Annotated in this window: 21 protein-coding genes; 11 read left to right on the forward strand and 10 right to left on the reverse strand. The window is 35.6% G+C overall.

Annotation, left to right across the window (positions count from 1 at the left end):
• The first annotated feature begins 1 nt into the window (after position 1).
• From EB819_RS03435 to EB819_RS12775, 10 genes are all read left to right on the forward strand, one after another.
• Positions 2-1,480: a RagB/SusD family nutrient uptake outer membrane protein gene (locus tag EB819_RS03435; RefSeq protein WP_069796468.1), complete on the forward strand. Its 1,479-nt coding sequence runs from the start codon at positions 2-4 to the stop codon at positions 1,478-1,480.
• 11 nt (positions 1,481-1,491) lie between these two features.
• Complete coding sequence (locus EB819_RS03440) at positions 1,492-2,946, forward strand: SusF/SusE family carbohydrate-binding protein (RefSeq protein ID WP_074650908.1); 1,455 nt, start codon at positions 1,492-1,494, stop codon at positions 2,944-2,946.
• 137 nt (positions 2,947-3,083) lie between these two features.
• Positions 3,084-5,510, forward strand: coding sequence for a glycoside hydrolase family 31 protein (locus EB819_RS03445; RefSeq protein ID WP_245993210.1), 2,427 nt, complete (start codon positions 3,084-3,086; stop codon positions 5,508-5,510).
• Positions 5,511-5,520: 10 nt separating this feature from the next.
• Positions 5,521-7,677, forward strand: coding sequence for a glycoside hydrolase family 97 protein (locus EB819_RS03450; protein WP_069796465.1), 2,157 nt, complete (start codon positions 5,521-5,523; stop codon positions 7,675-7,677).
• 397 nt (positions 7,678-8,074) lie between these two features.
• Positions 8,075-8,536 (forward strand): transcriptional regulator, encoded by a 462-nt coding sequence (locus EB819_RS03455; protein WP_069796464.1) that lies wholly within the window; start codon positions 8,075-8,077, stop codon positions 8,534-8,536.
• Between the two features lie 21 nt (positions 8,537-8,557).
• On the forward strand, positions 8,558-9,742 hold the full coding sequence (locus EB819_RS03460) for an efflux RND transporter periplasmic adaptor subunit (RefSeq protein ID WP_069796491.1): 1,185 nt from the start codon (positions 8,558-8,560) through the stop codon (positions 9,740-9,742).
• Positions 9,742-12,885 carry an efflux RND transporter permease subunit gene (locus tag EB819_RS03465; RefSeq protein ID WP_069796463.1) on the forward strand — a complete coding sequence of 1,048 codons (3,144 nt, stop codon included), beginning with the start codon at positions 9,742-9,744 and terminating at the stop codon, positions 12,883-12,885. Before EB819_RS03460 ends, EB819_RS03465 begins: the two co-directional genes overlap by 1 nt.
• A gap of 16 nt (positions 12,886-12,901) precedes the next feature.
• A complete protein-coding gene (locus EB819_RS03470) occupies positions 12,902-14,308 on the forward strand; it encodes a TolC family protein (protein WP_069796462.1) in 1,407 nt (468 codons plus the stop codon).
• Between the two features lie 149 nt (positions 14,309-14,457).
• Positions 14,458-15,060 carry a Crp/Fnr family transcriptional regulator gene (locus EB819_RS03475; RefSeq protein WP_069796461.1) on the forward strand — a complete coding sequence of 201 codons (603 nt, stop codon included), beginning with the start codon at positions 14,458-14,460 and terminating at the stop codon, positions 15,058-15,060.
• Positions 15,061-15,113: 53 nt separating this feature from the next.
• On the forward strand, positions 15,114-16,322 hold the full coding sequence (locus EB819_RS12775) for a hypothetical protein (RefSeq protein WP_069796460.1): 1,209 nt from the start codon (positions 15,114-15,116) through the stop codon (positions 16,320-16,322).
• A 338-nt stretch (positions 16,323-16,660) separates the two neighbouring features.
• Here EB819_RS12775 and EB819_RS03485 read toward each other — a convergent pair whose 3' ends face one another.
• From EB819_RS03485 to EB819_RS03530, 10 genes are all read right to left on the reverse strand, one after another.
• Positions 16,661-16,918 (reverse strand): Txe/YoeB family addiction module toxin, encoded by a 258-nt coding sequence (locus EB819_RS03485; RefSeq protein ID WP_069796459.1) that lies wholly within the window; start codon positions 16,916-16,918, stop codon positions 16,661-16,663.
• On the reverse strand, positions 16,918-17,172 hold the full coding sequence (locus EB819_RS03490) for a type II toxin-antitoxin system Phd/YefM family antitoxin (RefSeq protein ID WP_069796458.1): 255 nt from the start codon (positions 17,170-17,172) through the stop codon (positions 16,918-16,920). The genes EB819_RS03485 and EB819_RS03490 overlap by 1 nt, the downstream gene beginning before the upstream one ends.
• Before the next feature lie 622 nt (positions 17,173-17,794).
• Positions 17,795-18,343, reverse strand: a complete 549-nt coding sequence (locus EB819_RS03495; RefSeq protein WP_069796456.1) for a fasciclin domain-containing protein — start codon at positions 18,341-18,343, stop codon at positions 17,795-17,797.
• A 177-nt stretch (positions 18,344-18,520) separates the two neighbouring features.
• Positions 18,521-19,288, reverse strand: a complete 768-nt coding sequence (locus tag EB819_RS03500; protein ID WP_069796454.1) for an ABC transporter permease subunit — start codon at positions 19,286-19,288, stop codon at positions 18,521-18,523.
• Positions 19,285-19,998 carry an ABC transporter ATP-binding protein gene (locus EB819_RS03505; protein ID WP_069796451.1) on the reverse strand — a complete coding sequence of 238 codons (714 nt, stop codon included), beginning with the start codon at positions 19,996-19,998 and terminating at the stop codon, positions 19,285-19,287. The genes EB819_RS03500 and EB819_RS03505 overlap by 4 nt, the downstream gene beginning before the upstream one ends.
• An 80-nt stretch (positions 19,999-20,078) precedes the next feature.
• Entirely contained in the window at positions 20,079-21,254 is a 1,176-nt protein-coding gene (gene nosD, locus EB819_RS03510; protein WP_245993212.1) for a nitrous oxide reductase family maturation protein NosD, read from the reverse strand.
• A 376-nt stretch (positions 21,255-21,630) separates the two neighbouring features.
• Positions 21,631-22,044, reverse strand: a complete 414-nt coding sequence (locus EB819_RS03515; RefSeq protein ID WP_069796447.1) for a nitrous oxide reductase accessory protein NosL — start codon at positions 22,042-22,044, stop codon at positions 21,631-21,633.
• Positions 22,045-22,051: 7 nt separating this feature from the next.
• Positions 22,052-22,633 carry a hypothetical protein gene (locus EB819_RS03520; protein WP_069796445.1) on the reverse strand — a complete coding sequence of 194 codons (582 nt, stop codon included), beginning with the start codon at positions 22,631-22,633 and terminating at the stop codon, positions 22,052-22,054.
• A gap of 89 nt (positions 22,634-22,722) precedes the next feature.
• Entirely contained in the window at positions 22,723-24,723 is a 2,001-nt protein-coding gene (gene nosZ, locus EB819_RS03525) for a Sec-dependent nitrous-oxide reductase (RefSeq protein ID WP_069796443.1), read from the reverse strand.
• A 26-nt stretch (positions 24,724-24,749) separates the two neighbouring features.
• The gene (locus EB819_RS03530; RefSeq protein ID WP_069796441.1) at positions 24,750-25,253 is read right to left on the reverse strand and encodes a c-type cytochrome; all 504 of its coding nucleotides are present in this window, start codon (positions 25,251-25,253) and stop codon (positions 24,750-24,752) included.
• 204 nt (positions 25,254-25,457) lie between these two features.
• On the opposite strand from EB819_RS03530, the gene EB819_RS03535 reads away from it, so the two are divergent.
• On the forward strand, positions 25,458-25,826 hold the full coding sequence (locus EB819_RS03535) for a hypothetical protein (RefSeq protein ID WP_069796438.1): 369 nt from the start codon (positions 25,458-25,460) through the stop codon (positions 25,824-25,826).
• Positions 25,827-26,974: the final 1,148 nt, after the last annotated feature.

Genomic DNA, 26,974 nt, shown 5'->3' on the forward strand with positions numbered 1-26,974 from the left:
AATGAAAAAGATAAAAATTGCATTATATGCATTACTTACACTTACTATGGTAAATTGTAGTGATGATTTTCTAGATAAAACACAGCCAGATACTATTAATACAGGTAATTATCCTAAGACAGGAGAAGAACTTATCACTTTAGTTAATGGTGCTTATCAACCATTACAACGCCCGAAGCTTTATAACATGAGAATGTGGACCAGTGATATTTTTGCAGGCAACAGTATTGTAGGAGCTGGTGGTGGAGATGATGGGTTGGAAACTACACAACTTTCCAATTTTGTTACAAGTACAGATAATCAAGGTGTTTTAGACCTATGGAGAGGTCCTTGGCCAGGTATTCTTTCTTCAAATATAATTATTAAAACCGCACCTGCACTTAATATTGATGAAACCATTAAAAACAGATGTTTAGGTCAAGCCTATTTTTTGCGCGCTCATTATTACTTTATTCTAGTAAGGTTTTTTGGTGATGTTCCCTTGGTAACTGAACCACAAGACGTAAATGGAGATTTGTATCCAGCAAGAGCTCCTAAAACGGAAATTTATAAATTAATTATTTCAGATTTAGAAAAGGCAATTCAATTTTTGCCTACCAAACAGCAATATGGCGATAGTGATAAAGGCAGAGCTACTAAAGGTGCTGCTATTGGGGCATTAGCAAAAGTATATCTCACACTAGGGCAATGGCAAAAGGTAGTAGACCTTACAACACAGCTAGAAGGTATGGGATATGCATTAAATACAGACTATTCTGATAATTTCAATATAAATAAAGAAAACTCTGTAGAGTCTCTTTTCGAGGTACAATATGCTTCTGATGGTGGTTATGATTTTTGGAGTAACGAGAATCAAGCTTCTTGGACAAGTACCTTTATGGGACCACGCGGCGCTAATTTTGTCGCTGGAGGTTGGGGCTGGAATCAGCCTACCCAAGAATTTGTAAATAGTTATGAAGCAGGAGATAAGAGAAAAGAAAAAACTATTTTCTACGAAGGTTGCCCAAATTATGACGGCAAAGAATACAAAGCCAATTATTCTCTTACAGGATATAATGTTAAAAAATTTTTAGTGCCTTTATCAGCTTTTCCTTCATATGATAATAGTCCTCTTAATTTTCCAATTATGAGATATTCGGAAGTTTTATTGATGAAAGCAGAAGCTCTTAACGAACTAGGGCAAACTTCACTTGCAATCGTTCCATTGAATTTGGTGAGAGGAAGAGCTGGTTTAGCAGCTGTAACGTCAGGACTTTCACAAACTGCTTTTCGTGATAAAGTATTGCATGAAAGAAGAATGGAATTGGCATTTGAGGGACAAAGATGGTTTGATCTAATTCGTGTAAATGATGGTCAGTACGGATTGAATTTTCTTCACTCTATAGGAAAAACTAATGCATCAACTAAGCACCTTCTTCTTCCTATTCCTCAGATAGAAAGAGACAGAAACCCTAACCTTACTCAAAATCCTGGATATTAAAAAACACTATTATGAAAACAATCAATCATATAAAAAACTGGAAAAAATCAATTTTTTGGATTATTCCTATGTTGTTGTTGGGTATTATAGCATGTAGAGAAGAACTTAATCAAGAAAATTTTGAAACAAGTGAACTATCTGTAAAAACCTCAGAAATAACAAAACTTTTGCCCAATATGTACAATTCTAAATTTACATTTAGCTGGACTGCAGGCAATAATCAAGGAACTAACTCTGCCATTACATATAAACTTGAGTTAGATAAAAAAGAAAATAATTTTTCAAATCCTCAAACTTTTGAAATTGGCAAAAATATTTATTCTTATGATCTTCTTATAGGTGATCTTAATTCATTATTGATAAATAAATTTGGCGCAAATCCAGATAAATCTATTATAATGCAGGTTAGAATTACAGCTACTTTCGGAGATACTTCTGTAGAACCGCAGACTGCTATTACAGATTTTACACTTACTCCTTTTAAACCTTTTACAAATACTTTATATATAGTGGGTGATGCAACTCCAAATGGTTGGGATATCACCAAAGCAACAGCACTTACGAGGAGTTCTAGTAATCCTGCGGAATTTACCTACTACGGACAACTAAAGCAAGGGAATTTTAAATTTGCAGTAAATCAAAATAGCTGTTGGTGTCAAGATTTTTATAATAAAGATGCAAATGATGATACCAAAATAATTTACAATGAAGGCGGAAATGGGGTAGATTTACAATGGACAATTGATAATGCGAGTTTATATAAAATTACAGTAAATCTAATTACACAAAGCATTAAAATTGAAAAAATGAGTGGTCCCCAGTTTAATGATATTTGGATTGTAGGTGATGCATCCCCAAGCGGATGGGATGTTAATAATCCAGTTGCTTTCAAACAAGATCTTACAAACCCTTTTATTTTTACTTTAGAATGTAGCCTTAATGAAGGAAATTTTAAACTTTTGACTGGTACAAAAGGTGATTGGTGTGGTGAATGGTATCGTCCTTTGGTAGATAATCAGGATTTATCTGCTACAGGTGTAGAGCAAAACTCAGGCTGTACAAATGATAACAAATGGAAAGTTACATCAGCAAGTGCAGGCAGATATAAAATAACGCTTAATACTGCTAGTAATAGTATAAAATTTGAGCCTGTAAATATCTATTTGATTGGTGATGCTACTCCTAACGGCTGGAATATGGGAAGTCTTACTCCTATGCAGAAAAATGGTAGCGTTTATACTTGGACAGGTCAACTCAATCCTGGAGAATTTAAGTTTACTAAATTCAATTCCAATTGGTGTGATGGAACTGAGATAATAGCCGAAACAGCTAATCAGACTATTGCAAATACAGCTTTTAAATTAAGAGATAATTGTCAAGGAGATGATAATAAATGGAAAGTTTCAGCTTCTGGTACCTATACTATAACCTTAAATTTAGATACTAATTCGCTTGAAATTAAGTAGTTTTTCACACTTTATCGCATGGCTATCTTAGCCATGTGATTTTTTTAAATTAAAATTTTGATAATAATCATTTTGAAAATTAAATCATGAACAAAAGGTTATTTTATATACTTATAATATCGTTGTTCTCTTCAAAAATGCTATTTGCAACCGAATGTACATCTTATACCAAGAAAGGAAACCAGGTGACATTCAATGGCAAGGATGGTTCTAAACTTTCTTTGACAATGAATAGCAATTCTGTTATAAAAATATGGTTCGATAAATCAGGGAAATTAACTCGAACCAATCCTTCTTTTGCTGTGGTTAATGAGAAACTTGAAAATATTGGAGATATCGGTGTTAATGAAGAATCCTCAGCATACGAAATTTTTACCTCAAAACTTCGTATACGGATCAATAAAAATCCAATGCAGATTCAGATTTTTGATAAGTATCAGAAACTGATTTACAGCGATTTCAAAGACCAAGGGCACGTTTCCGATGCCAAAGGTGTAAAAGCCTGCAAGGTTCTTCGGAGTGATGAGCAGTTTTTCGGATTAGGTGAAAAAACTGGAACGCTTAACCGCAGAGGAAAAAATTACAAAATGTGGAATAGTGATCGCCCTTGTTATAGCGTTACCGAAGACCCGATTGCAAAGAGTATTCCGTTTTTTATGAGCAGTTACCGTTATGGAATTTTTCTGGATAATACTTATAAAACTGAATTCAAGTTTGGAACTGAATCGTCAGATTTTTACTCATTCGAAGCTCCAGATGGCGCATTTGTCTATTATTTTATTTATGGAAAAGATTACAAAGAGATTCAGCAACAATACATTGCACTGACTGGGCAGCCGATTATGCCTCCAAAATGGGCTTTGGGTTTTGCACAAAGTCGCGGACTTTATACAAAAGAGAATCAGGCATTAGAAGTTGCGGCAGAATTTCGTAAAAGAAAAATCCCGATTGATATTATTTATCAGGACATCGGTTGGACTCAAAACCTTCAAGATTTTGAATGGAGAAAAGGCAATTATACCAATCCAAAAGCAATGCTCAAAAAACTGAAGGATAATGGTTTTAAAATGATTGTTTCTCAAGATCCTGTTGTTTCTCAGAAGGATAATAAACAGTGGGCAGAAGCTGATAAGCTAGGGTATTTTGTGAAAGATGTCCGTACCAACAAGGCTTACGATATGCCGTGGCCGTGGGGCGGGAATTGTGGAGTAGTAGATTTTACCATTCCCGAAGTTGCCGACTGGTGGGGGAAATATCAACAAAAACCTATTGATGATGGAATCAGCGGTTTCTGGACAGATATGGGAGAACCAGCGTGGAGCAACGAAGAAGATACTGACCGCCTGAATATGAAACACCGCATCGGGATGCACGATGAAATTCACAATATTTATGGTTTGACCTGGGACAAAGTGGTAAAAGAGCAGTTTGAAAAAAGAAATCCCAATCAGCGTATTTTTCAGATGACACGTTCAGCTTATGCCGGATTGCAGCGTTATACATTTGGCTGGACTAATGATAGCGGAAGCGGAAGTGATGTTCTGGATGGCTGGGCGCAAATGGAAAATCAGGTTGCCGTTGGTATTTCCGCAGGTTTGGGAGGAATCCCGTTCTGGACAACCGATATTTCTGGCTATTGTGGTGATATAACAGATTATCCTGCAATGGCAGAACTCTATACAAGATGGATGCAGTTTGGTATATTTTGTCCATTAAGTAGAGCACATCATGAAGGAGATAATGCCGTAGAACCTTGGATGTTTGGCGAAGTGGCAGAGAAAAATACTAAAGCAGCGATAGAATTGAAATACAAGTTGTTCCCATATCTTTATACCTATTCCAGAAAGGCACACGACACCGGATTGCCAATTACCAGAGGCCTTTTTATGGAATATCCTAACGATGCGGAAGCAGCAAAAATCGATAATCAGTTTATTTTTGGGGAAGAATTATTAGTGGCTCCTGTTCTCAAAAAAGGCGAACGTGTAAAACGAGTTTACCTTCCTGAAGGTGAATGGATCGATTTTAACGATAAAAAAACCGAATATCTGGGTGGCGAAAAATTGCCTTACAAAGCACCGCTCAATACCATTCCGATTTTTGTGAAAAAAGGATCGATTATTCCGATGATGCCCATTATGCAATATATTGGCGAGAAGAGAGATTATCCTGTAACATTCCATATTTTTCCCAATTATGAAGATGAAAAAGCAAGTTTCACATTGTATGAAGATGAGGGCGAAAATCAGGATTATCTCAAAGGTATTTTTTCATTAACATACATCGTTTGTACCACCGTCTCCAGTGGTTTTAATATCGATATTTCACCTGAGGATAAAGGTTTTTATCAATCTGATAAAAGAAATTTTGTACTTAGCATCCTAACGGATAAAAAACCAACTTCGGTTTCCATCAACGGAAATGCGGCAACATTGGTTCCGTTAGAAAAATTAAATATCGATAATGATTTCTCACAACAATGGAGCTGGGATGAAAACGGAAAAAAATTGCTATTGAAAACACCGGATCAAAGAAAGAAAATAAATATTAAAATAAATAATTAATTAATAGAAAATGAAGAAGTTATTACTGCTAATTGCAATAAGTTTTACAAGCCTTGTTTTTGCTCAGAAACTACAGTCGCCAAACGGAAAATTCGTTATGAATTTTTCTGTTCAGAGTGGTGGCTATCCGTCCTATCAGTTAAATTATAAAGGAAAAGAGATTGTAAAACCCAGCAAACTTGGATTTGTGTTGACGACCAAAGATGCTCAGGCCAACGATCCCCGAAATTTTTTAAATAATAATTTTGAAGTTGTTGGCTCAAAAACAGCCTCTTTTGATGAAACCTGGAAGCCGGTTTGGGGCGAGGAAAAAAGCATCAGAAACCATTATAACGAGATTTTAATCAGTCTAAAGCAAAAAGGGACAGACCGCTTAGTGGATGTTCGTTTCCGTTTGTTTGATGACGGTTTGGGATTCCGTTATGAGTTTCCACAACAGAAAAATCTGGTTTATTTTACCATTAAAGAAGAAAAAACCCAGTTTGCAATGACAGGAGACCATACTGCCTATTGGATTCCAGGAGATTATGATACTCAGGAATACAATTATACAACATCCAAACTCTCCGAAATCCGAGGACTAATGGATAAAGCTTATCAAAAGGGGAATGCTTCTCAAACCTCATTTTCGCCAACTGGTGTTCAGACTTCATTGATGATAAAAACTGTGGATGGAATCTACATCAATATCCACGAGGCGGCTTTGATTGATTATTCTTGTATGCATTTGAATCTAGATGATAAAAATATGGTTTTCGAATCCTGGTTGACACCTGATTCTCACGGCGACAAAGGTAAAATGCAAGCGCCACGCCACACACCTTGGAGAACGATTATCGTGAGCGATGATGCCCGTAAGATCTTAGCATCTAGAATGACTTATAACCTGAATGACCCTAGCAAAATCACCGATACATCGTGGATTAAGCCAACCAAATATGTTGGAGTTTGGTGGGAAATGATTTCCGGCAAAAGCAGTTGGGCTTATACCGATGAGTTTCCCTCTGTACAATTAGGAATCACCGATTATGCCAAAGCTAAACCAAATGGAAAACACGGTGCTAATAACTCTAATGTGAGACGATATATTGATTTCGCTGCGAAAAACGGATTCGATGCTGTTTTGGTAGAGGGCTGGAATACTGGCTGGGAAGATTGGTTTGGGAACGATAAAGATTATGTTTTTGATTTCGTAACACCTTATCCAGACTTTGATATTGCTGCACTTAATACTTATGCCCATTCAAAAGGGGTAAAGCTCATTATGCATCACGAGACTTCTGGATCTATCAGAAACTACGAACGCCATATGGATGCAGCTTACAAACTGATGAACAAATACGGTTATGATGCCGTAAAAAGTGGTTATGTAGGGAACATTCTGCCGATTGGTGAAACGCATTACAGCCAATGGACTAATAATCATTATCAATATGCGATTGAAAAAGCAGCAGACTATAAAATTATGGTCAATGCTCACGAAGCTGTTCGCCCAACAGGTATAGCGAGAACGTATCCAAATCTTATCGGGAACGAAGCTGCAAGAGGAACAGAATATCAGGCTTTTGGTGGTGACAGAAACAACCCGAACCACGTAACAATCTTGCCTTTTACCAGATTAATTGGTGGACCTATGGACTACACACCCGGGATTTTCCAGATGGATGTTACCAATGGTTCCCACGTTAATGCGACTATCGCCAACCAATTGGCATTATATGTAACGATGTACAGCCCATTACAAATGGCAGCGGATTTCCCTGAAAATTACGAGAAGTTTGCGGACGCTTTCCAATTTATCAAAGATGTGGCGGTAGATTGGGATGAGAGCAAATACTTGGAAGCAGAACCAGGACAATACATTACCGTTGCCAGAAAAGCTAAAGGTTCTGACAAATGGTTTGTAGGAAATGTAGCCGGTTATACCCCATTTACATCAAAAATTTCTCTGGATTTCTTAGATGCCGGTAAACAATATATCGCAACCATTTATTCTGATGCAAAAGATGCGGATTACCTGAAAAATACGCAGGCTTATAACATCCGCAAAGTGGTGGTTACTAAAAAATCAAAATTGGAGCAGGTATCTGTTGCTGGTGGTGGTTATGCCATAAGTATAATACCTGTATTGAATAAGAATGAAACTAAAGGATTATTAAAATTATAATCTAAGGATTTAGTTTTCAATGATTAATTTGATTTAGCAACATTTATAGATATTTGGTATACAAATTTTTTTATTATGTTTTAATACCAATATAAAATTTTATATACAACGATAGAGAAAGTGCAAAAAAAACACTCGTGTCAGAGTGGTTGGACTTACTCTATCGTTGTATCACAGATGTCGCGGATTTGTAATCTGTGACCAGTAATAAGTGAAAACGCTAACTGTAAAAAGGTTAGCGTTTTTTGTTATAAAGATTTAAATACTGTTTCAATTCTGCGTGTAATATCATATCCATTACTTAACATTTACAAATGATAAAATCGACAAAATCTATCTACTTTAGTTCGTTTTGTTCCGAACTAATTGGTAAATTAGCGCCTCAATTCATTTCTAAATGAAAAATAGCCTACAAATAGAGCCTCAAGTATATCAAGAATTAGTAGATTTCTATGGTCAACTCTTTGATATGCCACCACTTTCTGCAAAAATTTACGCTTACCTTGCTTTCGACTTCGAAAGAAAAGGATTATGCTTTGATGATTTGGTAGAAACTTTCTGTGCGAGCAAAAGTTCAATATCTGCTAGCATTAATTTTTTGCTCAATGCAGAACTCATCAAATCACTCAATAAAATCGATGAAAGAAAGAGATATTTTCTCATCAACGAAAGCTTTATCAACATCAGATTCGAAGAAATTGTCATGCGCATGAAACGAGAAATCAAAATTTTAGACCAATTAAGTGAGTTTAGAAGAACTCAGGTCAATAATACCGAGTACGAAAAACGATACTCACTTTATAAATCCCTTTTAGAAAAAAACATTGCCAATATTCAGGAAACATTAGACAAATTATAAATTATGAAAAAATTGAATCATATGAAAAATATTTTTTTACTCCTCATCTTATCACTCCTATCGGTCATTTCTTGTAAAAAACAAGAAGAGAAAAAAGACGGACCAAAACCTTATCCCGTAATCAGTGTAGAAACCAGAAACGTAACAGGATATGATGTCTATCCTGCTGCGATAAAAGGAGTGGTAAATAATGATGTTCGTGCAAAAATTCAAGGATATATTACTCAGGTTTTAGTAGATGAAGGCCAATATGTAACCGCTGGTCAACCGCTGTTCAGACTAGAGACCAACATGCTAAGCGAAAATGCAGATGCTGCAAAATCTGGAATTACTGCGGCACAAGCCAATGTTTCTGCGGCGAGAGCAGCTGTAAATGCTGCGCAAGTAGAAGTAAATAAATTAAAACCTCTCGTTGAAAAAAATATCATCAGCAACGTACAATTGCAGACGGCTTTAGCAAATTTAGCAAGAGCACAAGCACAATTGTCACAAGCAGTGGCTTCTCAGCAACAAGCATCTGCCAATTATAAATCAGTACAAGCGAATATCAATTATTCCATCATCAGAGCGCCTATTTCAGGAATTGTAGGGAAACTGCCACTGAAAGTTGGAAGTTTAGTTGGCCCTTCGGATGCTACACCATTGACTACCATTTCAGATACCCGTTCTGTATATGCATATTTCTCAATGAATGAAAAAGAATATTTAGATTTCTTAGAAAAATCTTACGGAGCTACAGTGCCTGAGAAAATCAAAAATCTACCCAACGTAGAACTGGAATTAGCCAATGGAAGTATGTATCCAGAAAAAGGAAGAATAGAAGTGGTAACAGGTCAGATTGATCCAGCTACAGGAACCATTCAGTTCAGAGTAGGTTTTCCTAATCCTTCTAAATTACTCACCAACGGAAACAGTGGAGCCATCAGATTTCCTAAATTCTATGACAATACTCTAGTGGTTCCAGAAAGTGCTACCTATGAGCAACAAGGAATGGTTTACCTATTCAAAGTAGAAAAAGATACCGCTAAAAATACAGTTATTGAAGTTCAGGACAGAATTAATAACATGGTCATCATTAAATCTGGTGTAAACAAAGGTGACAAAGTAGTAGCTGCAGGAATTGGCGGACTAAAACCAGGAACGGCAATTATTCCGAAGCCTGCAAAATTTGATAGTATTGTACAATCTATAAAACCGCTTTTCTAATGATAAAGAATTTCATCAACAGACCGGTTTTATCAACCGTAATTTCTATTCTCATCGTTATTTTAGGGGTGCTGGGATTGATGGCTTTACCCGTGACTCAATATCCAGATATCGCACCGCCTACAGTAAGCGTATCGGCAAATTATACAGGAGCCAATGCAGAAACGGTGATGAAAAGTGTAGTAGTGCCGTTAGAAGAACAAATCAACGGGGTAGAAGGAATGAGTTATATTACTTCTTCTGCAGGAAATGATGGTTCGGCGAACATTCAGATATTTTTTAAACAAGGAGTAAACCCAGATATTGCTGCGGTAAACGTGCAGAATAGAGTAGCCAGAGCTACACCGCTTTTGCCAAGCGAAGTAACGCGTTCTGGAGTGGTAACACAAAAACAACAGACCAGTGCGCTTATGTACCTCTCTTTTTACTCAGAAAATAAAAAAATAGATGATGTTTATCTTCAAAATTATTTGAATATCAATGTCATTCCAAACATTAAAAGGATTAATGGAGTAGGTGATGCTAACGTAATGGGTGGGAAGAATTATTCCATGAGAATTTGGCTAGACCCAAATAAACTAGCTGCTTATGGATTGAATCCTACAGATGTTACCGCAGCGATAAACGAACAGAGTAGAGAAGCGGCAGCAGGTTCTATCGGTCAAAACAGTGGAAGTTCTTTTGAATACATCATCAAATACGTTGGGAAATACAACAGCAAAGAACAGTATGATAATATCATCATTAAGTCTTTAGGAAACGGACAAAACCTCATGCTGAAAGATGTGGCCAAAGTAGAATTGGCCGCACAATCTTATACAGGAAGAGGGGAAAACGGAAATTCTCCAGCCATCAGTATGGGGATTTTCCAAACGCCGGGTTCTAATGCACAAGACATCATTAATGACATCAAAGCTTATCTAAAAACAGCCGAAAGCGACTTCCCAGAAGGGATTCATTATACGGTGAACTTTGACACCAATGAATTTCTGGATGCCTCTATCGAAAAAGTAGTCCATACCTTAATTGAAGCGTTTATCTTGGTATTCATCGTGGTATTTATTTTCTTGCAAGATTTCCGTTCTACATTGATTCCGGCAATTGCAGTTCCCGTATCGATTATTGGAGCGTTTTTCTTCCTGAATCTTCTGGGATATTCTTTGAATTTATTGACGCTTTTTGCCTTGGTTTTAGCGATTGGTATTGTGGTAGATGACGCCATCGTAGTAGTAGAAGCAGTACACGCCAAAATGGAACACGGCATCAGCGATGCCAAAAAAGCAACCATAGAAGCCATGCACGAAATTACAGGAGCAATTATCTCGATTACTTTGGTAATGGCAGCCGTTTTCATTCCCGTGACTTTTATTGAAGGACCTACAGGTGTGTTCTATAAACAGTTTGGGATTACCTTAATCGTGGCGATTTTAATCTCAGCAATCAACGCATTAACATTGAGTCCAGTGTTGTGTTCTTTATTTTTGAAACCTCAACATCATGATAAAGAATACGAAGAAAAAACCACCATGGGAAAATTCTTCCACAGATTTAATGCAGGTTTCAAAGCATCTACAGATCGTTATGGGAGAGCATTTGTGTATCTCATTAGACACAAGAAAGTGACCGTTATTATTTTTGCCATTACCATGGGAATTTTATGGTGGGCAAATGCTTCCATGAAAAAAGGTTTCGTTCCGAATGAAGACCGCGGAATCATCTTTACAGATGTTCAACTTCCAGCAGGGGCTTCCATGGAAAGAACGTATAACGCATTGAAGGCAATTCAACAAAAAGCCTTACAAATTCCAGGAGTGAAAAACGTAACCATTTCTACAGGAAGAGGTTTCTTATCAGGAAACGGAAGCAATAATGGTTTGGCGTTCATCAGACTAAAACCTTTTGAAGAAAGAACCAGTGACGACGAAAAAATAGAAAACATCACCAAAAAACTCTTCGGAATGGCAGCTACCGTTCCAGATGCGAAAGTAGTGTTTTTCCAACCGCCTTCTGTTCCAGGTTTTGGAAGCAGTGCAGGTTTTGAAGCGGTTTTATTGGATAAATCGGGTGGTGATTATGCAGATTTAGACAAAGTGACGCAAGAATTCATCGGAAAACTCATAGAAAGACCCGAAATTGAATTTGCGCAGACTTCTTTTAACACCAAGTATCCTCAGTATCAAATGTCGATTAATGTTCCAGTTGCAGAGCAATCTGGCGTTTCGGTGACAGATATTTTGAATACCATGCAAGGTTACATCGGTGGAATTTATGCGGCAGATTTTACCAAATATGGAAAACAGTTTAGAGTGATGGTACAAGCTTTACCAGATGCCAGAAAATCTCCTGAAAGTTTAAATGCCTTGTACGTAAAAACCAAATCTGGAGTGATGGCGCCGATTTCTCAGTTTGTAACCTTAGAAAAAGCTTATGGCCCGCAATCAGTAAGCCGTTACAACTTATTCACTTCCGTGAAAATTACTGGGTCTAATGCACCGGGTTACAGTACCGGAGACGCAATTAGAGCAGTACAGGAAGTAGCAGATGGTGCACTCAACCAAAACTATGAAGTAGAATTTACAGGTTTGTCAAGAGAAGAATTAGCTTCTGGCTCTCAAACACTGTTGATATTCCTCTTAAGTTTGGTATTTGTGTATTTCATTTTAGCAGCGCAATATGAAAGTTATATCTTACCGCTAATTGTGATTATTTCCCTTCCATTAGGAGTGATGGGAGCGTTCTTAGGTCAAAAATTAGCAGGCTTAGAAAACAATATTTACTTCCAGATTGCCTTAATCATGTTGGTAGGTTTATTGGCGAAAAATGCCATTCTAATTGTAGAATTTGCAGTGCAAAGACGTCATCACGGTGAAACCTTAGTCATGTCTGCTATCAATGCAGCTAAAGCGAGATTAAGACCGATTTTAATGACTTCTTTTGCGTTTATTTTTGGTTTATTGCCTCTGATTTTCGCAACAGGAATTGGAGCCGTAGGAAACCGTTCGATTGCAACAGGAGCAGCCGTAGGTTTATTGATAGGTACATTTTTAGGATTGGTGGTAATTCCTGTATTATTCGTGATTTTCCAATATTTACAAGAAAAAATCACGCCGCCTAAAAAACTGGAAATAAATCTGTCTGAATAATTTAAAAACGTAGTTTATGAAAATAACAATCCATAAAATCATTCTTATATTTTTCGTGAGTTTTTTGGTGGTGTCTTGTCACACAAGACAGAATTACCAAAGAGCTAACGATGTGGTAGACGAAAAGCTTTTCAGAACAGATGCTTTGCCAAAAGATAGTCTAAGCATGGCAAATCTCTCTTGGAAAGAAATTTTTACCGATGCTGTTTTGCAAAATCACATCGCCAAAGCTTTAGAAAATAATCTAGACATAAGAATCGCTTTGCAAAATATTGCGAGTGCAGAAGCCTATCTAAAACAGTCAAAAGCAGCGTATCAACCTACCATTTCTGTAGGACCTGATTATTCTTTTAATACTTCTTCGCTGAATACGCAGTTTGGACAAATTGTGGGAGAAAGAAGATACATCAATCAATTTGATATTACGGCAAATCTAGGTTGGGAACTCGACCTTTGGGGAAAACTAAAAGGTCAAGAAAAAGCGCAATATGCAGCATATTTGAGTTCTGTTGCAGCGCATCAAAATGTAAAAAGCAATTTGGTGGCTTCTATTGCGACAGCGTATTATCAACTCTTAGCTTTTGATGAACAGAAGAAAATTTTCAGCAATACCATAGAAATTCGCAAAAAGAATTTAGAAACCACCAAAGCATTAAAAGAAGCCGGAATTGTTTCGGAAGTGGCGGTTCAACAAAGTGAAGCATTGGTGTATAACGCAGAAGCTTCTTTGGTGACTTTAGACGTTCAAATTCAGATGTTAGAAAATACCATTTCTTTGTTAATGGGTGAACCTTCTCACGAAATCGAAAGAACATCACTCAGTACCCAGAATTTTGCACTCAATACAGATGTAGGTTATCCAAGTGCACTTTTGGCGAATCGTCCTGATGTAAAACAGGCAGAATTTAACCTCATCAATGCTTTTGAACTCACCAATGCTGCGAAAGCACAATTTTACCCTAGTCTTAGAATCACAGGAAGTACAGGAGTACAATCGGTAGATATTGACAAGTTATTCAGTGCCAATTCTGTTTTTGCCAATGTTTTGGTAGGTTTGGCTCAACCGATTTTGAACAAAAGACAAATCAGAACCAATTACGAAGTAAGTCTTGCGAATCAGGAAAGAGCTTATCTAAATTTCAGAAAAACGATTCTCAATGCAGGTAATGAAGTTTCGGATGCGTTGAAAATGTATAATGCTCAAGACCAATTTATCGCTTTTAAGAAAAAAGAATTATCAGCGTATGATAAATCGGTAGAGTTTTCTCAGGAATTGGTGAATTACGGAATGGCGAATTATTTAGAAGTGTTGAATGCCAACGTAAATAAACTCAATGCCGAAATTAACATTGCCAATGCTCAATATACCAAATTACAAGCAGGAGTAGAATTATACCGCGCTTTAGGTGGCGGTTGGAGATAAGAAATTGTTTTGAAATTTTTGTTAAAAAGGCGTTCAATGCTATGTTGAGCGCTTTTTTATGCTGAAAATGAGAGGGTTTAGTCTTTTTTGAATTCAATGGTAAAGTCATTTAAAATTTTGTAAATTGCAGAAGGTAAAATATTTTTGCGATGAGTTTTATTATAGATCAAGAATTTAGTTTTAACACAAATGCTGAGTTAAAAAAATACAAAAAAGATGAGCTTATCCAAAGCGAAGGAAATTATTCGCATTCGTTTTATTATTTGGTAAAAGGAGAACTTTCTGTCTTTCACTTTACCGAAGAAGGTAAAGAATTTTTGCAACACAAAGTGTTTGACCAAAGTTTTTTCGGGGAGCCAGCGGTTCTGTTAGGGAGACCTTTTCCGGGAAATGTAGTGGTGACTTCAGAATGTGCAGAAGTTTACAAAATCAACAAAGATAATTTCCTCAATTATCTGAAACAAAAACCAGACTTACTCATAGAATTTACCAAGTCTATTGCCGAAAAATCCATTAGCAAAAGCAATTCTATTAAAAATATTGTTTTCCTGAATCCTGAGAACAGAATTTTCAGCCAACTCTGCGATTATAAAAAGCAAAAAAGCTGTGGCGAAGAAAAAATTCTGATAAACATCACCCGAAAAGAACTTTCGAACATGACGGGTCTCAGAACCGAAACCATCATCAGAACCGTAAAAAAAATGGAAAGAGATGGCAAGTTAGAAATCAGAAATGGTAAAATTTATTTCTAGCCGCTGTGATTACAGTCATAGAATGAGCGTTTTAATTTCTCTAATTTTAGGGCATGAAAAATCAAGCATTCTTACTTAAGTTTTCTATTTTCAGTTTTGTAATCGTTGCGATTTTAGGCGTATTGATGCGCTATAAAATTGCCTTTTCTTTGCCTTTTGTAGAACAAAAACATCTGCAAGAAGCGCATTCTCATTTTGCTTTTTACGGCTTCATCACTTCTTGCATTTACATTTTAGTAGCACAATATCTAAGCAAAACCGTAGAAGAAATTCAGATGAAAAAATACCAAATATTGATTGGGGTTAATTTTTTCGCTTCTTACGGAATGCTGTTGAGTTTTCTCTATGCAGGATATTATTGGTTGTCCATCATTTTTTCCACCATCGCTTTGCTGAATAGTTTTGTGTACTATTTTTTCTTGTACAGAGACCTTAAAAACCTTCAGGAAACCTCCAAAATTTGGTTTTTAGCGGCTTTTTTCTTTGCCGTATTGTCTTCATTAGGTGTTTTTACATTGAGTTATATGATGGCGAGTAAAAATGTGGTACAGGAATTATATTTAGCGTCTACCTATTTTTATCTGCATTTTCAGTACAACGGATTTTTTATTTTTTCATGTTTAGGTTTGCTCTTTTATCACCTGAAAGAAAAAGGAATTCTGATCAGTTCAAAAGAAAACAGAAATATATTTTGGTTGTTGTTTATAGGTTGTTTCGTAGGCTTTGGTTTATCGGTTTTATGGTTGAAACTGCCTGTTTGGATTTATCTAGTCATTGTTTTAGCAACACTTGCTCAAACTCATGGCGCTTTTGTGTTTTTTAAATGGATAAAAAATCAATGGCCAAAGATAAAAACCACTACCAATGCTTTACAGAGATTTGTTTTCATCTATGTAGGCTTTGCTTTTGCGGTGAAAATTTTATTGCAGTTGGGTTCTGTCATTCCAGCGGTTTCTCAATTTGCGTTTGGTTTTAGAAACGTGGTAATTGCGTATTTACACTTGATTTTATTGATGTGTGTTGCGACTTTTTTATTGAGTCAAGTCATTCAAAATTTTAAAACTAGCCCAAGATTAAATGCTGGATTAAAATATTTTCTATTGAGCGTTTTTCTAAATGAATTTTTATTGGGATTAATGGGCATTTTCTCGATAAAATATGTAGCGATTCCTTTTGCCAATGAATTTTTATTCGGAATCTCTGTACTCATTTTAATCTCCATTCTAATCATCTTCAACACCTTAAAGGAAAAAAACAATTAAACCCCCTTACTTTTTTATAAATCCAAAAAAGGCTCACTGAATTTCAGTAAGCCTTTTTGTTGTTTTTAGAATTTGGAAAACTGTAGTTTTTATCTCTGTGGCTGAACCTGTCGAAGCCACAACACAAATAAATCCGTTCAGAAAAAACATTTTAAAACACACGCTTCATCAATTCGCTAGCGAATTCCCACTTTGCTCTCTTAATAACATTGTTTTAAGTTTAAAACCTTTGCGTTTCAAAAAAAATTCAGAAGAAACCAAATAAAAAAAATCCCAAGTCTTATGACTCAGGAGTTTTAAAGAATATTTGAATAAAGGGAGAGAAAATAAACGCCGTTTTAGTCATAATGGAACCTGCATTTGGCAATTAAAATTTGTTCTTCCTCGTATTTATAGATTAATCGGTGTTCCTCATCAATTCTTCGTGACCAAAATCCAGAATATTTGTGTTTTAAAGGTTCGGGTTTTCCGATTCCTTCAAACGGATTTCTCGCAATATCTTTTAGAAGTTCATTAATTCTTTTTAGCTTCTTTTTGTCTGTTTTCTGCCAATAAAGATAATCTTCCCAAGATTCATCTACGAAAATGTACTTCATTATTCTTCAATTAATGGTTTTTCAAATGAATTGCCTTGGTTAAGTTTTTCAATGGCAGCATCTAATCGCTTTTCATTGATACGTGATGATAATTCGTGATTGGTAGCCATTAAAGAATTGTATTCTTCAAGAGAAATAACCACAATCCCCGAATCTTTTCCACGATTTATGATAAGAGTTTCAAAATTCTTCGCCACTCGATCTAAATAATTTTTGATGTCTTTTCTGAAATCAGAAATGCTAGTTACAATCATTTTTGTACTTTTATTCGTACAAATATATGTACAAATTTTCATATTTGAAAATATCAGAATGTTTTTTTGAAGTTTTGTGAATAAACACCGCAACCGCAAGAATCCTTTTGAGTGGTTTCAATTATTCCAAACTTTAAACTATCTCGCTCATTTGTGACCCTTGATATATATATAAATTTATACACACGCTTCATCAATTCGCTAGCGAATTCCCACTTTGCTTTCTTAAAAACATAAGAATTATAAAAAATCTTTGCGTTTCAAAAATAATTCAGATTCCTAATCGTGAGCAAAAAACATAACCTTGTCATTCTGAACGAAGCGCAGCATAGTGAAGAATCTCTTCAAAAAGCAAAATATTTCAACTTCACGTCTTCACAATTTCCAATGTTCCTCAGAGTCCTCAAAAGCGCCACCATTTCACCACATCTCCGAGAACTTTGTGATAGAAAATATACAATTTCCACAAAGCTTCATAGCGAATGAATTTCGCCAACTTTGCTTCCTTAAAAATATAAGAATAATAAAAAACCTTTGCGTTAAAAAAATTGCAAAAGATGCTATAAAAAAAAGACTTACTAAAAATCAGTAAGCCTTTTGTTGTGAAAAACCTAAGTAATAATTATTGTGGTAAAATAACGCCATCTACTACGTGTACAATTCCGTTAGAGGCAGGAACGGTAGCAATAATATTAACCGTTCCATTGATGGTAGGTTTGCCATTCACCATTTTAATAGTAATATTTTTACCGTCTACCATGCCTAAAGATTGACCGTCAGTCATTTGTTCTGTTTTAATCACTCCTACATAAGTGTGGTGTCCTAAAATATCACCCAATTTACTGTTGTTTTCAGGTTTTAATAAATCATCAACTGTTCCAGCAGGTAATTTATCAAAAGCAGCATTTACAGGCGCAAAAACAGTAAATGGACCTGCATTACTGAGAGAAGTAGTGAGTCCCGCTGCTTCTACTGCGGTAACAAGGGTAGAAAGATCTTTATTTCCTGCCGCTAATTTAACAATGGTAGGTGCAGAATCTTCGTCTACTACAGCTTCTTGACCACCAGCTACAGTTTCTGTAGAGGTTGAGGTTTCAGTGGTAGCCTCGGTTTTGTTGCAAGAGATAAGTCCTAGAGCAACACAAGAAAGGATTAGAAATGTCTTTTTCATATTTTTATAAAATTTTAAATAAAATTACGAGCAAACCCAGTCATGCTTTTATGATTGTAATCATAAAATAATGGCTTGAAAACGTGAGATTTATCAGAGAATTGAAAAGAGCTAAATTGATATAAAAAAAATCTTCCCAAAGAGGGAAGATTTACAAAAAAACACAAATGATGAAAATTATAAATCTTTCTTATTAAACTTGATATAAGAGAGCAGAAAAGGGACTGCAATCCAAATAAAGAGAATCACCATAGAAATTCCCATTCCGCCACCTGAACCAAAAATATCTTTAAAAACTGCTCCAGAATAGCCGAGCATCGCTGAAATATTGAGTTGCAAGAGCACGAAAATTCGAGCAAGACCAATAGGGTTTATTGCTGCCAATGTCGCCATGATTCCTTCAATGGGATAATCCGAAAATTGGAACATGAGAACCAATAAAATGCCGTCATAAATTATAGCGAAAAACAACCATACAAAAATCGAAATTCCTATTCCTTTAGCTCGGTCTCTACTTCCAATCGAAGACAACATAGCAAATGCCGTGAAAATAACCGAAAGCATTACTCCAATGATAATAAGCGAAAACCCTGTTTCTATAGAAGAATAAAGCAAAATAGGAACGCCACAACCAAGTAAATACGCCAGAATCAATGCAGAGGAAAGTCCGATAAAAATATTCAACCAAATTTTACCTCTTGCAATGGGTTGACTGAGCAATAATTCTATAAACTGACTGCTGTTATACACATAAATCGTAGAAAAAATAATGCTCACAAGTGGAACCACCAATAAAACGATATTGAGCAAACTCAACGTAGCTTTGGTATAATTGCTATCTAATCCCAATACTGACCATGAAATAACAAAGAGGAGTAGGGTATACAACAAGACGATTTTATTCTTTAAAATGTCGAAAAAGATGAATTTTGCGATATTGTTCATGGCTTCATTTCCTTTAAAATACTGATGATACTTTCTGAGATTTTTTCGGTTTTTCTTTCGGTCATTAATTCTTCTACAGATTGGTGAACAATGACTTTTCCTTCATTCATAAAAACAATTTCACTCACGATATCATCCAATTCGCTCAAGAGGTGAGAGGTGATAATGATGAGTTTTCCTTTGTTTTTTTCTTTGATGATTTTATTTTTTAAAATTTCAGAAGCGAGTGGGTCTAAACCTGCCGTAGGTTCATCTAAAATAATAATCCCAGGATTGAATAAAAAAGCCAAAACAGCACTTACTTTTTGGGTAGTTCCGCCAGAAAGCGTGCGCATTTTTTTGTCGAAGATACTTTCCAGTTCGAAAGCTTCTAAAAGTTCAGTATCCAATTCGTTTTCAGAGACTTTTCGGGTATCTTTAATCATCTGAATGGTTTGTGCGATGGTCATATTTTCAGGATATCGACCAATTTGTGGCATGTAACCAATATTTTTTCGGTAGAGATAATGTTCTTTTACGCTTTCATTATTGACCAAAATATCGCCATCTTCTACTACATTTAATCCGAGAATACATTTAATAAGGGTGGTTTTTCCGCAACCATTGGGACCAATGAGTGCAACAGAATGCCCATCATTAAAGCGAATATTCACCTGATTAAGCGCAGTGAACTTATTGAATTTTTTGGTTAAATTTTTTATTTCAATCATAACTTTTTATAAAAATAATTTTTAAAATCACAAAACGGTGCATCAATTCACCATTCACCATTCATCATTTCACTCCATCATCACATCACTTCATTAGCTTTCATCTGCGGCTTCTCATCTACAAAATTCTCAGGAGTAAGACTTGGAATTAAGCGTTCGGAACGATCTAATATCTCCACGAAAAAAGCTCGGTACAACAACATAATCATAGGATTTTGTTCAGAAAGCACGGAGTATAAACTCAAGGGATGAAATGGTACATCGCCAATTTGGTCTTTGTCTAGATCATAACCTTCGTATTTGTCCCAATGATTATTTTTAAAAATATTCATCACAAGACTTCCACTCGTGCTCACATCGAAAGTATTATTTTCGAAATTATTCTTCATGAGACGGTTTTCCATGCAATTGGCATTGAGTTTTATACCCCAACCGTTGTTTGAAAATTGATTGTTGTTAAGGTCAACTTTAGAAGTGCCATCCATAAAAATGGCAGCGGTGTTGTTATTAAAAATATTGTTTTTGATTTTACTGAACGTAAGGTCTTTGAGCAAAAGTCCATAAACGCCATCTCCCCAGTTATCGAGGAATTTATTTTTGTACATGCCTACATTTCGGCTGTACATTACAGCAACTCCAGCGTCATTATTCTTAAAAATATTTCCGGTGTAGACATTGTTATGCGCGAACATAAAGTGCAACCCATAACGTTTATTTTTTTCAGAAATATTTCTAAAAACAAAGGTGTTGTTGGCTTTTTCTAAGTAAATGCCGTCTTTGTGACCAGAAATATAATTGTTTTTGATCCAGATTTCTGCACTGGACCAAACGTGAACGCCATCACCGATTAATTCTTGAGATTTTCCTCTATTGGTGGTGATTTTATTGTTTTGAATCAAACATTGATACCCTCTCTGTATGGTTATCCCGAAGTAATTGTTCTCGAAAATATTATTTTTAATGGTGGAAAACTGACTGTCATATAATCGAACAGCTCCTATGTTTTTCACTTCGTCTTCCCCAGAATTGATGATTTTAAAACCTTGCAAAAGAATTTTATTCGCTCTTAGAGAAACAATTTCGTACTTCATTTGACCGTCCAAAACAGGTCTACCGATTCCAATCAGGGCAATAGATTTTTGGATGTTGATGTTTCCTTCTCTGTAATGTCCTTTTTGCACCAAAATCGTATCGCCATTTTGAGCTTGAGCAAGAGCAGAGTTAATGGTTTTATAAGCTTGATTTTTACCTACCACAAGCGTTTTTGCTGAATGATAAACAAAATTCAGGAGGAAGAAAAAAGATAATATTTTGGATAAATTTTTCAAAATGTTTCAAAAAAATAGGCTTTGCTAAAAATACTAAAATGAACTATTGGTATTGATTTTTTAAACGCAAAGCAATATAATATCAATATTATTATAGTGAGCAAAGTTTACGAATAAATTCGTTTAAAGCGTTCGCTTTATCAATTCGCTAGCGAATACCAACTTTGCTTGCTTAATGTTTTTATATTTTTTAATAAAAAAACTTTGCGTTTCAAAAACATAAAAATTAATCATTTTTATAATGAATTACAATAGAAAATACGGATTTTTCACAAAGCCTAAAAGCTATAAGTTAAAGTGAAATTTATTGTTCTAGGAAGCTCGCTCCTAATTTTTGAGCTTCTTCTTGGGCTTTGGTTTTGTCGATAAATGCAGCTACATTACCATTCATAGGGCTTTTTATGGCACCACCTGTGATTAGGGTTGCTTTTTCTAGTGGGAACAATTCATTGGTAATAAAATCTGGCACATACAATTTGGCTTGCCCTACCTGCTCAGCATTTTCGGTGGCATAACTTTGCATACAGTTTAGGTCATCGAATTTATAGATTCTGCCTTTTTCTGTAATAAGTTCTGTGGCGAATTTAGGGTCTTCTATTCCCATTTTGCAAAGTTCACACTGGTCTTTCCCGAAGTTTATTTTTTCTGGACCTTTCGGTGAACAAGAAAAAAATAGACCTAAAAAGATGATTCCTAGAATGTTAAATAAATTTTTCATTTTTACATTATTTATTAGAAGATTTTATTTCTAAATAAGATAAAACAACAAGGATAATTCCTACACCAAACATAATCCAGCCACCAATATCAGGATAAGAATACGCACCGAAGTTCAGAAGTTGTTTAAAGCCGAAAAGTGGTGGTTGGTAACTCATGCCCGGAACTACAATCGCTGCATTGGGATTAAGGTTATGACCGTAATCGTACTCCCAAAGATAGAAATCTACCATGAAAGCTACTCCAAATATAAGAAATAAAGCGGCAAAGAAATAAAGCCATTTCTTATTGTTGAGGAATACGGTGAGAAATGCCAAAGCGGCAAAGAATCCTAACGCATATGGTAAAATTTTAAATTCCCAAAAATCTTCCTGATGAATTTCTTTCATCCCGATGTAATGGTTCAGTCCATTGATAATTTCGTAGTCTCCTGTGATTTTGTTGGCATGGAGAAACATGCCCAATCCTTCTGGATATTGTGGAGCTTCTAGATAAATGGCCCATAAAGGAACGAAGATGCTGATGATTAATCCAATTCCGCTTGTAATAAGCAAAATTTTAGAGAGTTTGGATAATGAATTATTTTTCATTGTTTTTAGATTGTAATAAGAAGTTCTTATAGTGTGTAACTTTTGTTACAGAAGTAAAAAAGGGCAGTAGAAACCGCCCTTTTAGAAATTTATTTTGTGACTGCTGTTTTCACAGGGCTTTTAGCGTTATCCGCTTTATTATTGAGGCTGTAAGTAAGAGGAACATTGCTTCCTGCTGGAGAAACTCTTACGTATCCTTGCATTTCTTGGTGTAATGCAGAACAGAAGTCTGTACAATACATTGGGTACATTCCTGGTTTTTTAGGAACCCATTTTAGAGTAGAAGTTTCACCTGGCATAATCAATAATTCAGCATTTTGATTGCCTTTGATAGCGAATCCATGCGGTACATCCCAGTCTTGTTCTAAGTTGGTCACGTGGAAGTAAACTTCATCACCTACTTTGATACCTTCAATATTATCTGGAGCAAAGTGAGAACGGATAGAAGTCATATAAACATGTACTTTATTACCTTGTCTTACCACTTTAGATTCTGCTTCACCTTTAGTAGCATAAGGGTGTTTATTGTCTGCAATGTTGTAGAACTTCACCTGTTGGTCTTTGATCAGAGAAGCTGGAACAGCTTGTGCATAGTGTGGTTCACCAAAAGTAGGGAAGTCTAATAAGAGTTTCATCTTATCTCCACTAATGTCATACAACTGTGCAGATTGGGTTAATTCTGGACCTGTTGGTAAGAATCTGTCTTTTGTAATTTTATTATAAGCAACGAGATATTTACCGTAAGGTTTTTTAGTATCACCACCTACTACCATTAAGTGACCTACTGAGTAGAAAGTTGGTTGTCTGTCAAGAACTTTTAATGTTTTAATATCCCATTTCACCACTTCAGAAGAAACGAAGAATGAAGTATAAGCATTTCCTTTTCCGTCAAATTCTGTGTGTAATGGGCCTAAACCTGGTTTCTGAACTTCACCGTATAGAGTAGATTCATATTTTAAGATAGGAATACCATCATATTCACCTGCAAATTCTTTGTTTTCAATCGCTTTAAGCATTTTGCTGAAGCTGTGAACTGGGATAAGAGCGGCTAATTTACCAGAACCTACAATGTATTCACCAGTTGGGTCTACGTCACAACCGTGAGGTGATTTAGGAGTTGGCATGAAATAGCAAATATCTTTTAATTCTTTAGCAGAAAGTACAGTCACTTCTTGCTCCATTTTAGAGGTAGCAGTTTGAGTTTTTTCATCAAATTTATTGTGAGCATACTGCGTTTTTACTTTTCTACCTTTACCAGCTTTTAGATATTCTTCAGCTTTTTTCCAGTTTACCGCCATGATAAAGTCTTTATCATTTTGAGAAGCATTAACTTCTAATAAAGAATTCGCTTGTTCTGAATTATAGCAAGAGAAGAAGAACCAACCGTGAGATTTTCCTTTACCAGCGTGAGAAAGGTCAAAGTTTACACCCGGAGCTTCAATTTGGAATGATAAATTCATATCGCCAGTTTCTTTATTAACTCCGATGAAAGAAATCACTCCTTTGAAGTTTTCTTTGAAAGAATTAATAGGAACGTCTCCGTTCATGTCATCTGTAGGAACAGCAAAACGAGTACCTGCCACTACATATTCTGTATTTTCGGTAATAAATGGAGAAGAGTGGTTACCAGCAGAGTTCGGCAATTCTATAATTTCCTCAGTTCTGAAAGTTTTAAGGTTTACTCTTGCCACACGTGGAGTGTTATTCGCATTCGCAAAAATCCATCTTCCGTCTTGTTCACCATTCGTTTGAGATAATTCTAAGTGGTGTTGGTCATCCCAAGGAATAAAACCGTGTGAAGTTTCTAACATAGGCTTAGTTTCTTCACTGTAACCATACCCATTTTCTGGATTTACAGAGAAAATAGGAACTACTTTCAATAATCTACCGCTCGGTAAACCATAAACGTTCATTTGTCCGTTAAAACCACCACTCACGAAATTGTATACCTCATCATATTTTCCAGGAGCTACATATACTTTTTCTGCGGCGTCACCACTTACTGCGGTTTCTGTACCTTTGGGTTTACAACTGCCTAAAAATGCTAATGAAGCAAAGGCCGAAATACCAAATAACTGAATAATTTTCATATATTTATTTTTATAGTCTATCTAAATTATTTTGCACCGTCGATTTCTCTCATGTACTCTAGAATTTGTCTTGCTTCAGTTTCATTAAGCCCTTGGTTTGGCATTCTCACTAAACAAATTTCTAATTGTTTTTGTAATTCTGGGTCTACACTAATCATAGGATCTGGATTGCTGATGAAGTTCATAATCCAATGGGGAGTTTGTCTTGTAGTCACTCCTTTCCATCCCGGACCTACTAATTTTTCTTCTGTAGGTTTATGACAAGAAGTACATTTTACCTCTGCTACTTTCTTCCCTTCAGCAGCCATAGCAGCGTCAAATTTGCTCACATCTACGTTGCTTTCGTCATATTTACCTAAACCTCTTTTCGGATCGTATTGTCCTGATTCAGATGATGCACTAGTTTCCGTAGTAGTAGCAGATGTTTCTGTAGATGAGGTAGATGCAGAAGCGTCTGCAGGCTTGTCATTACCACAGGAAACCATCGCGAAAGCCATCATAGGAAGAACTAGAAATTTCAAATTTTTCATATATTTTTATTTTTAATATTAATTTGATAACAAATTTAATGTTGTTTAACACTTGGGATTTATGACTTGAGTCATAAGATAAACATGACTTTTATTAGCAAATTTGCACCTGTAAAACAGAAGAGCATTTTTGTGATTATTTTTAAAAATAATGACTGCTCATATAGTGGACTCATTTCTTTCAAAAAACAGTATTAAATCAATATGAAAAATAATTGGATAATCTTGGCAATGTTCGCTTTCTTGATTTCTTGTAACAAAGAATCATCGACCACAGAAAATTCGCCGGTGATAAGTGATAAAAATTCTAAAGAAGTTTCTTTAAAACAAGAGGCAAAAACATTGACCAATGATAAAGGAGAAAAAATAGTGGTAACGTATTTTGCCGAAGGAATCGACCTTGCGATGACCCTTAAAAAGAATGATGAAGAAGAACACAAATTGGTGGCAAAAGGAACAAATTCAAAAGGTGAACCTATTTTTACAGATGGTTTTTATGCTTGGGAACTGTCTGATGATGGAAATTCAGGAAGACTCACAGACAAGCAAGGAAATGTAAGTGTTTTCAAATAAATAGCTTTATTACGTTGTTTAAAAAATCCTCAAATTGATTTCAATTTGAGGATTTTGTTTTTGTTATAGAATGCGGAATCGGGAGTCAAGGTTGGAAAAAAGAAAATTATTGCCACAAATTATTTTATTAAACGTTTTTAAATAAAATGTAAAACGGAGGTAAAAACTGCCTCATAATTATGAATTGTGTTGCAAGATGTCCTAGGAAACCGCAAGCGTTAAGAAAATGAATAGCCTTTTCGTTAAAAAAAGTCTGCTGTTTAAGCTCGGCATTCTGCCGAGTGAGTTTCAGAGTTTTTAGAAAAGACTATTCATTTTTAGCTGAGGATTTCCAGACTTGAATTTTTGGTTCTTTTGGTTCAAGCCAAAAGAACATTCAAAAAAATCACCACTACAAACGAATCCCACTTTGCTGCGCAAAGTCTCCAGACTTTGAGTTCCAATGTTCCTCAGAGCATTCAAAAACGCCATCATTTCACCACATCTCCGTGAACTTTGTGATAGAATATATACAATTTCCACCTCGCTTCAGAGCGAATGAATTTCGCCAACTTAGCATACTTAAAAAAGTAATGAAAGAATAAAACTTTTGCGTTTAAAAAATAAAACAAAAGAGCATAAAAATAATTTTCATACACGGTGGCTGAGCGTAGTCGAAGCCACACCACAAATAACTACGTTCGGAAAAAACATTTTAAAACACACGCTTCGTCAATTCGCTAGCGAATTCCTACTTTGCTTCCTTAAAAACATAAGAATAATAAATAATCTTTGCGTTTCAAAAATAATTCTTCCACTGAAACAGATTCCTAATCGTGAGTAAAAAACAGAACCATGTCATTCTGAACGAAGCGTAGAGTAGTGAAGAATCTCCAATGTTCCTCAGAGCCCTCAAAAACACCATCATTTCACCTGCTCTCCGTGAACTTTGTGATAGAAAAAAGTCTGTTTAAATAACAATTCCCATAAAGCTTCAGAGCGAATGAATTTCGCCAACTTAGCTCACTTAAAAAGCAATTCAATAATAAAAACCTTTGCGTTTAAAAAATAAAACAAAAGAGCATAAAAATAATTTTCATACTTGGTGGCTGAGCATAAAAATAATTTTCATACACGGTGGCTGAGCCTGTCGAAGCCACACCACAAAT

The organism is Cloacibacterium normanense, from assembly GCF_003860565.1.
Classification (GTDB): Bacteria; Bacteroidota; Bacteroidia; order Flavobacteriales; family Weeksellaceae; genus Cloacibacterium; species Cloacibacterium normanense.

Excerpts from the sequence above, each read along its gene's own strand:
- EB819_RS03445 (WP_245993210.1), top strand. The coding sequence starts at position 3,084 with ATGCTATTTGCAACCGAATGTACATCTTATACCAAGAAAGGAAACCAG.
- EB819_RS03465 (WP_069796463.1), top strand. The coding sequence starts at position 9,742 with ATGATAAAGAATTTCATCAACAGACCGGTTTTATCAACCGTAATTTCT.
- EB819_RS03535 (WP_069796438.1), top strand. The coding sequence starts at position 25,458 with ATGAAAAATAATTGGATAATCTTGGCAATGTTCGCTTTCTTGATTTCT.
- EB819_RS03500 (WP_069796454.1), bottom strand. The coding sequence starts at position 19,288 with ATGAACAATATCGCAAAATTCATCTTTTTCGACATTTTAAAGAATAAA.
- EB819_RS03520 (WP_069796445.1), bottom strand. The coding sequence starts at position 22,633 with ATGAAAAATAATTCATTATCCAAACTCTCTAAAATTTTGCTTATTACA.
- EB819_RS03475 (WP_069796461.1), top strand. The coding sequence starts at position 14,458 with ATGAGTTTTATTATAGATCAAGAATTTAGTTTTAACACAAATGCTGAG.
- EB819_RS03530 (WP_069796441.1), bottom strand. The coding sequence starts at position 25,253 with ATGAAAAATTTGAAATTTCTAGTTCTTCCTATGATGGCTTTCGCGATG.
- EB819_RS12775 (WP_069796460.1), top strand. The coding sequence starts at position 15,114 with ATGAAAAATCAAGCATTCTTACTTAAGTTTTCTATTTTCAGTTTTGTA.
- EB819_RS03435 (WP_069796468.1), top strand. The coding sequence starts at position 2 with ATGAAAAAGATAAAAATTGCATTATATGCATTACTTACACTTACTATG.
- EB819_RS03490 (WP_069796458.1), bottom strand. The coding sequence starts at position 17,172 with ATGATTGTAACTAGCATTTCTGATTTCAGAAAAGACATCAAAAATTAT.
- EB819_RS03505 (WP_069796451.1), bottom strand. The coding sequence starts at position 19,998 with ATGATTGAAATAAAAAATTTAACCAAAAAATTCAATAAGTTCACTGCG.
- EB819_RS03450 (WP_069796465.1), top strand. The coding sequence starts at position 5,521 with ATGAAGAAGTTATTACTGCTAATTGCAATAAGTTTTACAAGCCTTGTT.
- EB819_RS03470 (WP_069796462.1), top strand. The coding sequence starts at position 12,902 with ATGAAAATAACAATCCATAAAATCATTCTTATATTTTTCGTGAGTTTT.
- EB819_RS03455 (WP_069796464.1), top strand. The coding sequence starts at position 8,075 with ATGAAAAATAGCCTACAAATAGAGCCTCAAGTATATCAAGAATTAGTA.
- EB819_RS03460 (WP_069796491.1), top strand. The coding sequence starts at position 8,558 with ATGAAAAATATTTTTTTACTCCTCATCTTATCACTCCTATCGGTCATT.
- nosZ (WP_069796443.1), bottom strand. The coding sequence starts at position 24,723 with ATGAAAATTATTCAGTTATTTGGTATTTCGGCCTTTGCTTCATTAGCA.
- EB819_RS03485 (WP_069796459.1), bottom strand. The coding sequence starts at position 16,918 with ATGAAGTACATTTTCGTAGATGAATCTTGGGAAGATTATCTTTATTGG.
- EB819_RS03440 (WP_074650908.1), top strand. The coding sequence starts at position 1,492 with ATGAAAACAATCAATCATATAAAAAACTGGAAAAAATCAATTTTTTGG.
- EB819_RS03495 (WP_069796456.1), bottom strand. The coding sequence starts at position 18,343 with ATGAAAAAGACATTTCTAATCCTTTCTTGTGTTGCTCTAGGACTTATC.
- EB819_RS03515 (WP_069796447.1), bottom strand. The coding sequence starts at position 22,044 with ATGAAAAATTTATTTAACATTCTAGGAATCATCTTTTTAGGTCTATTT.